Source organism: Niastella yeongjuensis, assembly GCF_900110245.1.
GTDB classification, from domain to species: domain Bacteria; phylum Bacteroidota; class Bacteroidia; order Chitinophagales; family Chitinophagaceae; genus Niastella; species Niastella yeongjuensis.
In genome coordinates this window covers 345,226-357,928 of sequence record NZ_FOCZ01000003.1, presented here as the reverse complement: position 1 = coordinate 357,928, position 12,703 = coordinate 345,226, and the positions used below count along the sequence as shown (strand labels likewise).

Sequence of the window (12,703 nt, the reverse complement as noted above, 5' to 3'; positions counted from 1 at the left end):
TCTGAATAAACTGATCTGAATAAAATATTCGCAATGAAAAAAACAACGCTTATACTGATCGCCTGTATGGCTACAGTTGGCACTTTTGCACAAAATGCCGCTAATAAAATAGTCACGTTATCCATAAACGGCGGCACCGCTATTCCTGTAGGAAATTTTTCCAAAACCGATTATGCCGATCTGAAATCGGGTTATGCCACTACCGGCGGTCATTTCAATATAACCGGCACTTATTATTTCAACAAAAACTGGGGTGTAGGTGCACTGGTTGGGTATTCACAATTCGGCCATACCGGTTCACAAAGTCTTTCAGATGGTTATAAAGAGGATTCCGGTACAGACAGCACTACCCTTTACCTGAAAGGCAACAATCATATGCTAAGTGTATTGATAGGACCTTATTACCGTATTCCTGCAGGCAATAAATTTTCGGTCGATGTAAGGGTTTTGGGCGGATATGTAAACACTCACCTCGCCGGGTTTCAGGTCTTTTATGAAGACTATACTGATAACGCTATGAGCCAAAAAGAATCTTCCGGCGGTGGGTTTGGATTCCAGGTGGGCGCTGGTATCAACTACCAGCTTACCAAAACAGTTGCTATTAAAGCAAATGGCGACTATTTCTCTACCAAACCTAAAGTGGATATTGCTTATGACAATTTTGTAGTGAATTCCGGCAGAAGATTAAGTTCCTATAACCAGGCCATCAATAGTATCAATCTTACTCTTGGTTTTGCCTTTAACCTGTTTGGTAAATAGTATTTATTCTTTCTTTTGGCAGTTGGTAATTTAGAATAGAGGGCCCGCCTAAAAAGGGGGCCCTTATCTTATGCAGCTACCGAAGGCGCTTTGCATAAGCGCCGGCACTACATCACGGCCCCGGCCATACACAGTATTGACAACTCCATTAGGAAAAGCTTCAGCAAATGCCTCCAGCAATGGCGCAAACAAGAGCGTACCTTGTTTTGGCGGCTTAAACAAAATGGTGTTGCCCATTAACAATGCAGGGATCAATGTTGTAAACGTTTCGTTTAACGGATAATTGAATGGCCCCATACACAATACCACCCCAAATGGCACTTTGCGATTATGGCCAATGAAATTATTGGAAGAGACCACTCGCAGATTGCGGTTGTTTAACCGGCTCGCCGCCTTGATGGTCTCCCTGATATAATCAACGGTACGATCGAACTCTTTTCCTGCATCACCTATTGTTTTGCCAATTTCCCATACTATGAGCTTAACAATTTCCTGGCGCCTGCTTACCATCTTAGCTGTAAAATCCTCCAGCCGCTCTATCCTATCCTGCATGCTCATGGATGGCCATAATCCCCGGCCATGATCAAAAGCCTTCACGGCAGCCAGCAGGGCTTCCCCGGCCTCTTTAACGCTACCCAACGGGTAACTTCCTATCATCACAGGTATATACTGACCGTTCCGGTCGCGTACATATATGGGAGAACTAACCAGGTGGTTAGGGCCATTCCATTCTACCAACTCACCATTTACTAAAATATGCTTTTGAAATAATGGCTTTTCCATTCTTATTTCCGCCGGTATCTCATCAATGGCTGGAAATAAATCCACCATTGATGATTGTTTTTTCATGTCCATAAAACAGTGTTTGGATACTATAATTGCGTCATGCCGCCATCTGCTACAAGATCTACCCCGGTGATATAACTACTATCTTCAGATGCCAGAAACAGTGCAGCAGCAGCCAGTTCTTCCGGTTTACCAATACGACCAAGCGGGGTGAACTGAGCAAACATCGCTTTGGCAGCGGCTGCTTCTTCAGCTGTTTTGAACTGACCATCCACAATTGGTGTATCTACCGCGCCAGGGCTCAGGGTATTTACCCTGATACCACGATCTTTCAATTCAGCGGCCCAGGCTTTCGTAAAATATCTGATGGCTGCCTTTGTAGCCCCATACGTTACATATTGCGGGAAGCCTTTAAGATATACGCAAGAGCCTACCAGCACGATAGAGGCTTTATCATTTAAAAGAGGAAGCGCTTTTTGCACAGTAAAAAAGGTGCCTCGCGCATTTACATCGAAAGTCTTATCGAAGTGATCGGAACTTACCTGTGGGGTATACATGATCTCCACAAAACCCGCGCTCGCTACAATAATGTCCAGGGAGCCTTTTTGAGCTTTAATAATGGTATATAACCTGTCCAGATCTTCCAACCGGGAAATATCACCCTGAATAGCAGTAACGTTTCTACCGATTTCTTTTACCGCTTTATCCAATTCAGATTGACGGCGTCCAGTTATAAATACATAAGCACCTTCTTCTACAAATTTTTTAGCAGTAGCCAGGCCAATGCCACTGCTGCCGCCTGTAACGACGGCAACTTTATTTTTTAATTTTGCCATGATGTTATTAGAATTAAAAATGAACTAAAGTTCTCTTAGGCCACCGTCGAGGAGTAATTCGGCGCCCAGCATAAAAGCAGTCTCTTCAGAAACAAGATACAAAGCAGCTGCCGCAATTTCTTCAGAAGAAGCAACCCGTTTAAGCGGCGTAAAATTGCCCATTGCCTCCATCATTGCTTTTGCTTCCCCTTCATTGTTTGTAAGAGTACTAAACACAGGTGTATCAACCGGGCCAGGAGAAAGTGTATTCACCCGGATCTTTCTATCTAATAATTCTACCGAGAAACTCCGGGCCAGGGAACGTATTGCAGCTTTGGTAGCAGAATAGGCCGCATGATTCGGAAATCCCTTTCCATTAGCTGTGGAAGAAAGCAGCACAACAGAAGCGCCATCCTTCAATACCGGCAACGCCTTCTGCACGGAAAAGAAAGCACCTTTAAAATTGATGTCACTAACCTTATCGAATTGTTCTTCGGTAAATTCCGCAAGTGGTCCCAGTATGTACACGCCGGCGTTTACAATAAGGGCATCTACTTTTCCCAGTTCTTCACCAACAATTTTATAGACACCTACAAGATCATCCAGCCTGGACACATCCCCCTGTATACCCAAGCCGTTTGGACCGATCTCTTTAATGGCTTTATCAATTGTGGCCTGATTACGGCCTGTAATGGCTACCCGGGCGCCTTCTTCGGCAAAGCGCTTCGCAATACTTAAACCAATACCGCTGCTGCCACCGGTAACAACAGCTACTTTTCCTTTTAATTTTCCTGACATTGTTATGTGTTTTAATTACTCCACAAAACTACCTTGTCGGGAAGCCGGCAAAAATGAACTACTTTAATAAAAGCAGGTGAACTAGTTCACTTTTTCTTTACTTTATCATGGCGGATCTTGGAAAGAAATTCCCTGGTCATATTAAGATAGGATGCAAGTGCATATTGAGGAAGGCGTTGTGCTACCTGCGGGTATTGCTCAATAAACTCATTGTAACGTTGTTCGGCATTCTGTGTAAGGTTTGAAACAATGCGTCTGGCGTAGAACGCAGCCGATTTTTCTGCCATCATTCGGAAAAGGGTTTCCAACCCGTGACTGGAGGCTTTGAGGGCCAGTTCATCCTGGTAGTTGATCTGCATTACAACACTGTCTTCCAGGGCTACTACAAACTGCGTTGCCGGTGTTTGATAAATATAACTGTTGTAATCCGAGATCCACCAGTCTTCGATAGCAAATTGTATGGTACAATCATTTCCTTTTTCATCTATTACATACGACCGGAAAGCGCCTTTCAATACATACATCCTGTTTCTGGCAACGAAACCGGGTTGAATAACCAATTGTTTCCTGGCAACTTTCATCTCTTTGAATGCTGAGATGAGTTTGTCGAGGTCTTCCTGAGACAATTGGATTTTATTGGTAACATTCTTAATGAAGGGTTCAATCGACATCATTGGCTTACGCATTTAATCCAAAATTACTACCCCGCAGTCATTCAGTAAATTCTTTAAAACAAAAACCAATACTTCCCCACTCGAATTCAGACGGTCTTTCAACTAAAACTACTGACCGGAACCATGGATAACTGGGACCCTGAATTAACCGATGGACTAGCCAAAACACATCGCGTGATCTTATTTGATAACCGCGGGGTTGGCAGTTCTGAAGGGGAAGCACCTGAAACCATCGATGCCATGGCAAACGATGCTATCGCTTTCATTCATGCGCTGGGATTGAAAAAAGTAGATATGCTCGGTTTTTCGCTGGGTGCCTTTATTGCCCAAAAGATTGTAATTAATGAACCAGCCCTGGTAAATAAACTGATCCTTGCCGGAACCGGACCAGAGGGTGGTGATATCACAGACAATGGACCTGTAATTGAAAACAAGGAAAAGCTTACACCACAGCAAATGTTATTACACTTGTTTTACGATACAGCAGCCATCAGCCAAACCGAAGGGAAAGCAGCAATCGCAAGGCTGGGCCAACGCACAGTCAACAGAGATGCCAATACAAAAGTTCCATCCATCCTGGCTCAGAACAAAGCCATCGAAGCTTTCAATGGGCGCGCTTTCTTTTATATCTTTTTTTGCTGATGGAAATTGTTGAGATACTGCGATATGGTAAAGGTTGTATGTGATTTGAAAAAACGCATAAGATGATTGGGTTCAGAAAAACCCAATTCATCCGCAATCTCACTGATCGATTTACCCGAATAAATGAGTAGGTGCTGCACTTCAAACAATAACCGTTGCTTCATCATTTGCGAAGCGATAATGTTAAACTGCGCCTTCACTACTTTATTCAATTGAATTCTGCTAACCCCCAGCAATGCTGCATAATCATTGATGCGCTGTTTTTTACAGATGCGGGATTCCAATACTTTTTTAAACTGAAAAGCAATATTATTCTCTGTTCTGTGTAATGGAAGTTTATACTGGTCGGAATATTTCCTGTTAAGCGCTTGCAGTAAATAATAAAGCAGTGACCGGATGACATGTTCACTATCTGGCCTGGTGGTAATGAGTTCAGCTTTGATCTCAGTGAGTAATGCACAATATTTTTCAATTTCCTCCACCGTGGCCGACAATTTTAATGGATATTTTAGCTGATGAAAATATTGAAGCCGGTAAGTAAAAAGCTTATCTGCAAAAAAATCATTTAAAAACGCTTCCTGAAAAACCAGGGTCGTAAATTCTAAATGGCCCGGATCTAATTCCCACCGCCGTTCCTGATAGGCCGATATAAATACCAGGCTATTATCAGCTACCTCTATCTTTTGCTGATTTATTATCAAAATCCCTTTTGCCTTTTTAAAGAAAACTATTTCAAAAAAGTCGGTATTAAAAAAATCACTATCTCTATAGTTTCCCTTGTCCCGTCCACCTGGCAACACGTTTAAAAGAAATTCAACCCCACATTCTCCTTTATGAAATTTAATCGTTTTCAACGTCCGGTAATTTTATAGCAAAGATATACCTCCTGTAAATTACTTTAAACGGGTTATCAAAATGGTAGTAAACAGCCACGCTTTGGTATAAGACCGGCAGCATTGCCCGTATACCTTTGTCTGGTACTAAATAAAAAAATATGTCATCTAACTCAAGTGTTCAGTTGATTAGAAATGCGACGGTGGTATTACACTATGCAGGCAAGAAATTTCTCATTGATCCGATGCTGGCAGATAAAGGCGCATATGCTGGCTTTCCGGGCACAATAAATTCACACTTGCGTAATCCGTTGGAGGCACTGCCGGTAAACCCAGCCTCTTTATATGATGTAGATGCAATAATTGTAACGCACCTGCATGCGGATCACTGGGATCAAGTAGCTATCCAAACACTTCCAAAGAATAAACCGGTTTTCGCACAAAATGAAGCCGATGCAACGGTGATCAGGGCAGCAGGCTTTCAACAGGTTCGTTCTTTTGCAAACGGGGGTTCTTTTGAAGGAGTCAGTTTCTTTGGAACAGAATGTCAACATGGCTCTGACGAAGCTTATTCAGTGACCTGGCTTGCCGAATTTCTCGGACAGGCTTCTGGTTTACTTTTTAAACATCCCGCAGAAAAAACGGTTTATATGATCGGAGACAGTATTTGGATCCCTGCCATTGAAGCTACTTTAAAAGAACATACGCCTGATGTGGTACTTATCAATGCCGGCTTTGCTACACTGGAAAAATACGGTGCCATCATAATGGGTAAAGAAGACTTTTACCGGGTCCACCAGATTGTTCCGGCAGCAAAATTAGTGGCGATACATATGGAAGCACTCAATCACTGCCTGTTGAGCAGACGGGAGCTTCACGAATATGTAAATGAAATGGGTATTGCCGATAAAGTGGTTATTCCCAGAGATGGGGATATCATCAAATTCGCCGAAATCTAATTAACGAGTGCAAGAAAAAAAGCTTCAGGTAATAGGCCTGAAGCTTTCATCATCGAAGGAACAAAAAGTATCCTTCAATTTCGTTATCTTTAATTCGTATGAAACGATACTTTTTGCCATTTTCACATTCATTACTGCTTTTTATTTTTTATTTAATTCCATTTTACAGCAAAGCACAAACTCAACCGGAAGAATATGAGGTTCATTATTATCTGTTGATCGGGCAATCTAACATGGCAGGCAGAGGGCCCTTGGACTCGGCAGATAACCATCCGAATCCCCGGATAATTATGCTCGACTCACTCAATCAATGGAAAACAGCTACAGACCCGGTTCATTTTGATAAACCCAAACTAGTGGGTGTTGGTCCGGCCATTTCTTTTGCCAAAGAAATGACTGGCAAAGATAAACACATCATGATCGCATTAATTCCCTGTGCGCTGGGCGGCTCACCAATAAACGTATGGGAACCCGGAGCCACTTATTTTAATTGGCATCCTTATGATGACGCGATTGCCCGTGTAAAGATAGCCCTGCATAAGGGTGGGCAATTGAAAGGAGTGTTATGGCATCAGGGCGAATCCGACAACGATTCGGCGCATGCCATTGTATATCTCGAAAAATTAAAAACCCTTATAACACGGTTACGAACCGAATTCAATAACCCTAAACTGCCTTTCGTAGCAGGAGAGATTGGTTACTTCAACAAACAGAACATTATAAATCCTGTTCTTAATCACTTACCGGATCTGGTTCCTTATACTGCTGTTGTTTCGGCAAAAGACCTTACTGACAAAGGCGATCAGCTTCATTTTGATACGCCATCAGCCAGAAAACTAGGCAAGCGATATGCCGACGCTATGACCCAAATACAGAAATCCACGTCAAATGCTATGTCCATAAGGGAAAACTGACGGTAACCCGCACAGCCTCATTGCTGATTAGAGCCGATTGGAGCACCCCTAAGCCATTTTGAAGGAAAATCCACATCCGAAGCCAAACCCACCCAAAAGCGCCTATTACGCACTACGGCGCCCCATTCGCCTTCAAACTCATTAGACTGTCTACCATTTTCCATGTCTGACTCCTGTCAGGTTCTAGTCAGATTGCTGACATATATATCGTTTCCCCGATAATAATGCCACTGTAATGCCACCAGAATGCCACTGTAATGCCACTGTACAGTGGCATTACAGTGGCATATTGCCGGGATGTTGGTGGAATAAGCATCGACTATCCACCGAATATCACATAAAGTAAACTGCATTCAGACATGGGAATCAATAGACAAAAGCCTGGAAATCGTATGATGCAGCAATGAGCTATAAGCAGCTATTTTTTCCTTTCAATATCCGCTTTTGAAAATTCATCTCCCCAACCGGATTGCTGATCAAAACCTGAAAACAGAAAGTCTGCCGGTTTATAAAAATCTATAGTATCAAAATCTTCAATTATAGCTAAGATCTCCAAAGTAGGCGCAAATGTACATTCGCTGTATTCACCGCAGCCTGCTGAAATATTGGAATTAGCTATTGTTGTCAAATGGGTCAAAATACCTGTTATGTGTGGTGGTAATTTTAAATAGAGCTCATAGATAGACTCCAGTTCTGAATAAGAAATATCATCATAGCCAAACTCGTGTTTCTTTTCAGGTTGTATTTTCAATGAAGGAAAGTCTGACAAAACACAATCAGGATCTCTGTTATATAAATACCCCTCGTATTCACCCCATTTCTCAGCGCTTGTAAATCTCCAAAATCCTTCGATGACTGAATCCAGCAATGCATCTTTTATCCGATAGTGATCAATTATTTTTTCTACACAAGTCAGTCCAAAGGCAAAGCGTCCCCTTATCGATATCTGTTTGAATATTTCCGTATTCATCAGTCAACCCGTTTTAAGTAATACCGCCTTTTATAGTAATGTTTACCAAAAAATATATACTGGCGACGCTTTGAATAGCCTGACTGTTTTCTAATGACGTGGCCGGTAGTATCACAAACAAATAATTTCTTGTGTCCAGGTAAATATTTTCCGGGACTATGCTGGTGTCTGTTCGTAGCAAGTACATCAAAAGTGTCGGGCGTAAAAGGCTTGTGATAAAGCATCACATAGCCATTTTTTACCTTATAATCTCCGTTAGAGGTATCGAACTGCATATCGCCGCTCATTCGATACCCAAATGTAGAATCCGGGTTCAATTTAATTACAGTACCAAAGAAACCGTAAACGGCGAACTTAGAGCGATACCTGCCCGGGATGTTATTTGTGGAGGCACACGCTATCAGGAAACAGGTAATCAGACCTGCCAAAAGAAAAAATATGGGTCTTGTCACTTGATTTTATAGTCTTGATGCAGCAAAGAGCATGTTTACATAAGTAGTTATTATTACCCCAGGTTAAACTGCTTCGTTGCTATTTCTTCTATCGCAGCACCAATTGCCAGTGCCGCAGTAGCAGCAGGAGACGGTGCGTTGAGCACATGAATCGCATTCCCTTTTGCTTCAATCTTAAAATCATCGATCATATTACCTTCCCTTGAAAGGGCCATAGCCCGTACGCCTGCACGGCCGGGAACAATATCATCTGACTGAAGTGAGGGAATAAGCTTTTGCAGCCTTTTTAAAAAGTACGCTTTGGAGAAGGCACCCCGGTATTCATCTAACCCGAAACGCCAGTGTTTGGCAAAAAATCTCCTCGTACCCTTATACCCCAACGCCTGTACGGTGTCTTTTAAATTAAAATCTGTTTTGTTATACCCTTCGCGTTTAAATACGAACACGGCATTGGGCCCGCACTCTACGCTGCCGTTTGTCATTCTGGTAAAATGCACACCCAGAAAAGGGAACTGCGGGTTAGGTACAGGATAGATCAGATTCCGCACTTTATTCTTTCCTTTTTCACTTAGGTCGTAATAGTCGCCACGGAAACCTACAATCGCACTATCTGTGCCTGTTCCTTCTTTGATGGCAATTCTATCGCTTTGGAGGCCCGCGCAGGCAATGACATTTTTTGCAGTAAAATCGCCGCGGTTGGTTTTTACCGTGGTTATAGGACCGTCTTTTATAAAATCTTTTACCTCTGTCTCTAAAAATACTTTGCTGCCGGTAAACTTGCTTTCTATCAGCTCTGCCAGTTTTTTTGTGAAACCAACATAATCGATGATCCCGGTGCATCCTACCCATATTCCGGCTATTCCCTCACAATAAGGTTCAATCTCCGTTATTTCTTTTGCAGAGATCATCCGGATGTCTTCTATGCCGTTTGCTATTCCGTTCTGAAAAACCTTATTCATATGCGCCAGCTCCTCTTCTTTAGAAGCTACTATGATCTTACCGCATATATCATGTTTAATGTTATATTCCTTTGCAAAAGCAACCAGTTCTCTTCGTCCGGTAACACAATTTTTGGCTTTGTAGGAACCGGGTTTGTAGTAAATACCTGAGTGGATAACGCCGGAATTTCTACCGGTTTGATGCGCAGACACCTGACTTTCTTTTTCCAAAACCGCAATTTTCAGGTCAGGGTACTTTTGATTGATCTTATAGGCCGTAGATAACCCTACACAACCGCCGCCAATAACAACTATATCGTACAAATTAGTGGTCATAAATTTCATGGATTATGGGTTCGCAAGATACCCCATAAGTTTCAACTTCCAAAGGCAATAATGACCACTTCTTTACTTTTATAACAACGAAACAGCGCCATTGTTTTCAATAAAAAAGATATCCCAAAAGCCTGGGATACAGCAGGGTATTTGTGCACCTTCGCCCTAATTTGTATCACGAAAAGCACTAAAACCATGACCTCATACGTACTTTCTTTTCAGCAGGTCAACCGCACCAGCCTGATGGAAGCAGGCGGCAAAGGCGCTAACCTGGGTGAATTGTCAGGGATCGATGGCATATTGGTACCCGATGGCTTTTGTATTACCACGGAAGCCTATAAAAAAGTAACGGCAGCCAATCCCGCGTTGAACAGCTTGTTGGAAGAACTAACGCTCGTGAAGCCGGAAGAAAGGAAACGCATCGGCGAACTTAGTGCAACCATCCGCATGGCCATAGAAAGCATTCCTATCCCCCAAGAGATCGAAGCCGCGATTGCAGGTTATTTAAATGAACAGGATGCCTGGGCGGTACGGTCAAGCGCCACGGCAGAGGACCTGCCCACAGCCTCCTTTGCCGGTCAGCAGGATACGTATTTGAACGTTATTGGTAAGCAGTCCGTCCTGCAGCACATCAGTAAGTGCTGGGCCTCGCTGTTTACCGAACGCGCTGTTACCTACCGCATGCAAAACAGGTTCCACCACCGGCAGGTACACCTGGCTGTAGTGGTTCAAAGGATGGTCTTCCCACAGGCAGCTGGAATTCTGTTTACGGCCGATCCGGTGAATGGCAACAGAAAAGTGGTATCCATCGATGCCAGCTTTGGCCTGGGTGAAGCGCTGGTGGCCGGACTGGTAAACGCAGACAATTACAAAGTGCGCAACGGCCAGGTGATCGATAAAATGATAGCTGCCAAAAAACTCGCCATTTATGCGTTGCCTGGCGGTGGTACAAAAGAACAGGCCATCGAGGTTGCACAACAAAGCCAACAAACCTTGACCGATGAACAAATTATACAGTTGGAACAAATGGGCAGAAAGATATCCTCCCATTTCGGTTCCCCACAAGACATCGAATGGTGCCTGGCAGATCATAAATTTTACATAGTTCAAAGCCGGCCGATCACTACCCTGTTTCCCGTTCCTGTAGCGAATGACGAAGAAAATCATGTGTATGTCTCCGTTGGTCATAACCAAATGATGACCGACCCCTTTAAACCATTGGGGCTTTCTTTCTGGAACCTGACCACGCCGAAACCCATGGCTATTGCCGGTGGAAGATTGTTTGTCGATGTTACCGGCTTACTGGCTTCGCCTGCAACGAGGCAAACGATCTTACATACGTTTGGACAGGACCCACTTTTAAAAGACGCCTTACTTACCGTTCTGGAACGCGGTGATTTTATAAAACTGTTACCGGATGATACGCCTGCCGGTAAAAACGAAAAAGCGATAACCACAGTAGGGTTTCGTACCCAGATAAAAAACGATCCAGCGCTTGTTCCTGATTTCATCAGTAAGAATGAAACTGCTCTTGAAACATTAAAACAGGAGATTCAAACCCAATCAGGTACCGCGCTCCTGGATTTTATAGTGGAACATATTCAGCAGGTAAAACGTTCAGCCGATCCTCAAAGTTTGCATGTGATCCTGGCAGCAATGGACGCTTCCTTTTGGTTGAATGAAAAAATGAAGGAGTGGTTAGGTGAAACAAATGTAGCAGATACCCTTTCTCAATCTGTACCCAATAACGTTACTTCTGAAATGGGACTGGCTTTACTGGATGTGGCTGACGTAATTCGCCCCTACCCGGAAGTAATTCACTATCTACAACAAACAAAAGCCGATAACTTCCTCGATGAGCTGGTTCATTTAAACGGTGGCCGGCAAACCCGGGATGCGATCGAAGCTTATCTCAACAAATACGGAATGCGCTGTGCCGGTGAGATTGATATTACCCGCACCCGCTGGAGTGAAAAACCCATCACCCTGGTTCCCCTGATCCTCACCAACATCAAAACCCAGGAACCCGGAGCTGGTAAGCGAAAGTTTGAACAGGGCCAGCAGGAAGCACTAAAGAAAGAACAGGAGTTGCTGGAACGACTGCAACTATCAGCGGATGGTGATGAAAAGGCCGCAGAAACAAAGGAGATGATCAGCCTTCTCCGCAATTTTGCGGGCTATCGCGAATATCCTAAATATGGCATCGTTAACCGTTACTTCGTGTACAAACAGGCTCTATTACAAGAGGCCGAACAACTGGTACAGGCCAGCGTGATCCATGAAAAAGAGGACATCTATTATCTCACCTTTGAAGAATTGCGCGAAGTGATCCAGACGCACCGGCTAAACTACGCCATCATCACCCAACGAAAGCACGATTACGAATCTTATAAAAAGCTAACGCCACCCCGTGTTATTACTTCCGATGGAGAAATGGTGACGGGTGCGTACAAACGCACCAATTTGCCGGCGAATGCCCTTGTTGGTCTACCTGTTTCTTCGGGCATTATAGAAGGCCGTGCCCGGGTAATCGTAAACATGGAGGAAGCCGAACTTGAAGAAGGGGACATCCTGGTCACAGCCTTTACCGACCCCAGCTGGACACCCTTGTTTGTGTCCATTAAAGGGCTGGTCACCGAAGTGGGCGGACTAATGACCCATGGCGCCGTAATAGCCCGGGAATATGGCTTACCGGCAGTGGTAGGGGTGGAAAATGCTACCCAACTCATTAAAGACGGTCAGCGGATCAGGGTAAATGGGACCGATGGTTATATAGAGGTCCTGTAAATTTTACAACACTTATTAGTCTCCCCCTAATGTGGGGAGG

General features: G+C 43.7%; 12 protein-coding genes. 5 read left to right on the top strand and 7 right to left on the bottom strand.

What is annotated here, in order from left to right; all coding sequences use genetic code 11:
• The first annotated feature begins 33 nt into the window (after window positions 1-33).
• Window positions 34-759, top strand: coding sequence for an outer membrane beta-barrel protein (locus BMX95_RS09945; RefSeq protein WP_081204280.1), 726 nt, complete (start codon window positions 34-36; stop codon window positions 757-759).
• Window positions 760-822: 63 nt separating this feature from the next.
• Here BMX95_RS09945 and BMX95_RS09940 read toward each other — a convergent pair whose 3' ends face one another.
• From BMX95_RS09940 to BMX95_RS09925, 4 genes are all read right to left on the bottom strand, one after another.
• Window positions 823-1,614 carry an aldehyde dehydrogenase family protein gene (locus tag BMX95_RS09940; RefSeq protein WP_081204278.1) on the bottom strand — a complete coding sequence of 264 codons (792 nt, stop codon included), beginning with the start codon at window positions 1,612-1,614 and terminating at the stop codon, window positions 823-825.
• 17 nt (window positions 1,615-1,631) lie between these two features.
• Entirely contained in the window at window positions 1,632-2,381 is a 750-nt protein-coding gene (locus BMX95_RS09935; RefSeq protein ID WP_081204276.1) for an SDR family NAD(P)-dependent oxidoreductase, read from the bottom strand.
• A gap of 24 nt (window positions 2,382-2,405) precedes the next feature.
• Window positions 2,406-3,158: an SDR family oxidoreductase gene (locus BMX95_RS09930; protein WP_081204275.1), complete on the bottom strand. Its 753-nt coding sequence runs from the start codon at window positions 3,156-3,158 to the stop codon at window positions 2,406-2,408.
• A gap of 86 nt (window positions 3,159-3,244) precedes the next feature.
• Window positions 3,245-3,844: a Crp/Fnr family transcriptional regulator gene (locus BMX95_RS09925; protein ID WP_242673255.1), complete on the bottom strand. Its 600-nt coding sequence runs from the start codon at window positions 3,842-3,844 to the stop codon at window positions 3,245-3,247.
• A gap of 111 nt (window positions 3,845-3,955) precedes the next feature.
• On the opposite strand from BMX95_RS09925, the gene BMX95_RS09920 reads away from it, so the two are divergent.
• Window positions 3,956-4,474: an alpha/beta fold hydrolase gene (locus tag BMX95_RS09920; protein ID WP_081204271.1), complete on the top strand. Its 519-nt coding sequence runs from the start codon at window positions 3,956-3,958 to the stop codon at window positions 4,472-4,474.
• On the opposite strand, the gene BMX95_RS09915 is transcribed toward BMX95_RS09920, so the two are convergent.
• Complete coding sequence (locus tag BMX95_RS09915; RefSeq protein ID WP_081204269.1) at window positions 4,456-5,328, bottom strand: helix-turn-helix domain-containing protein; 873 nt, start codon at window positions 5,326-5,328, stop codon at window positions 4,456-4,458. The two genes, BMX95_RS09920 and BMX95_RS09915, sit on opposite strands and share 19 nt — an antisense overlap.
• 140 nt (window positions 5,329-5,468) lie before the next feature.
• On the opposite strand from BMX95_RS09915, the gene BMX95_RS09910 reads away from it, so the two are divergent.
• Entirely contained in the window at window positions 5,469-6,266 is a 798-nt protein-coding gene (locus BMX95_RS09910) for an MBL fold metallo-hydrolase (RefSeq protein WP_081204267.1), read from the top strand.
• 98 nt (window positions 6,267-6,364) lie between these two features.
• Window positions 6,365-7,180, top strand: coding sequence for a sialate O-acetylesterase (locus tag BMX95_RS09905; protein ID WP_081204265.1), 816 nt, complete (start codon window positions 6,365-6,367; stop codon window positions 7,178-7,180).
• A gap of 418 nt (window positions 7,181-7,598) precedes the next feature.
• Here the strand turns inward: BMX95_RS09905 and BMX95_RS09900 are convergent, their stop codons facing one another.
• Together BMX95_RS09900 and lhgO are read right to left on the bottom strand one after the other, a co-directional pair.
• Window positions 7,599-8,150 (bottom strand): hypothetical protein, encoded by a 552-nt coding sequence (locus BMX95_RS09900; protein ID WP_081204263.1) that lies wholly within the window; start codon window positions 8,148-8,150, stop codon window positions 7,599-7,601.
• A gap of 505 nt (window positions 8,151-8,655) precedes the next feature.
• Window positions 8,656-9,876, bottom strand: a complete 1,221-nt coding sequence (gene lhgO / locus BMX95_RS09890) for an L-2-hydroxyglutarate oxidase (protein ID WP_081204596.1) — start codon at window positions 9,874-9,876, stop codon at window positions 8,656-8,658.
• A 195-nt stretch (window positions 9,877-10,071) separates the two neighbouring features.
• Here lhgO and ppsA point away from each other — a divergent pair, with 195 nt between their 5' ends.
• Window positions 10,072-12,663, top strand: coding sequence for a phosphoenolpyruvate synthase (gene ppsA / locus BMX95_RS09885; protein ID WP_081204259.1), 2,592 nt, complete (start codon window positions 10,072-10,074; stop codon window positions 12,661-12,663).
• Window positions 12,664-12,703 lie beyond the last annotated feature (40 nt).

Excerpts from the sequence above, each read along its gene's own strand:
- BMX95_RS09910 (WP_081204267.1), top strand. The coding sequence starts at position 5,469 with ATGTCATCTAACTCAAGTGTTCAGTTGATTAGAAATGCGACGGTGGTA.
- BMX95_RS09935 (WP_081204276.1), bottom strand. The coding sequence starts at position 2,381 with ATGGCAAAATTAAAAAATAAAGTTGCCGTCGTTACAGGCGGCAGCAGT.
- BMX95_RS09920 (WP_081204271.1), top strand. The coding sequence starts at position 3,956 with ATGGATAACTGGGACCCTGAATTAACCGATGGACTAGCCAAAACACAT.
- ppsA (WP_081204259.1), top strand. The coding sequence starts at position 10,072 with ATGACCTCATACGTACTTTCTTTTCAGCAGGTCAACCGCACCAGCCTG.
- BMX95_RS09925 (WP_242673255.1), bottom strand. The coding sequence starts at position 3,844 with ATGCGTAAGCCAATGATGTCGATTGAACCCTTCATTAAGAATGTTACC.
- BMX95_RS09930 (WP_081204275.1), bottom strand. The coding sequence starts at position 3,158 with ATGTCAGGAAAATTAAAAGGAAAAGTAGCTGTTGTTACCGGTGGCAGC.
- BMX95_RS09905 (WP_081204265.1), top strand. The coding sequence starts at position 6,365 with ATGAAACGATACTTTTTGCCATTTTCACATTCATTACTGCTTTTTATT.
- lhgO (WP_081204596.1), bottom strand. The coding sequence starts at position 9,876 with ATGACCACTAATTTGTACGATATAGTTGTTATTGGCGGCGGTTGTGTA.
- BMX95_RS09900 (WP_081204263.1), bottom strand. The coding sequence starts at position 8,150 with ATGAATACGGAAATATTCAAACAGATATCGATAAGGGGACGCTTTGCC.
- BMX95_RS09940 (WP_081204278.1), bottom strand. The coding sequence starts at position 1,614 with ATGGACATGAAAAAACAATCATCAATGGTGGATTTATTTCCAGCCATT.
- BMX95_RS09945 (WP_081204280.1), top strand. The coding sequence starts at position 34 with ATGAAAAAAACAACGCTTATACTGATCGCCTGTATGGCTACAGTTGGC.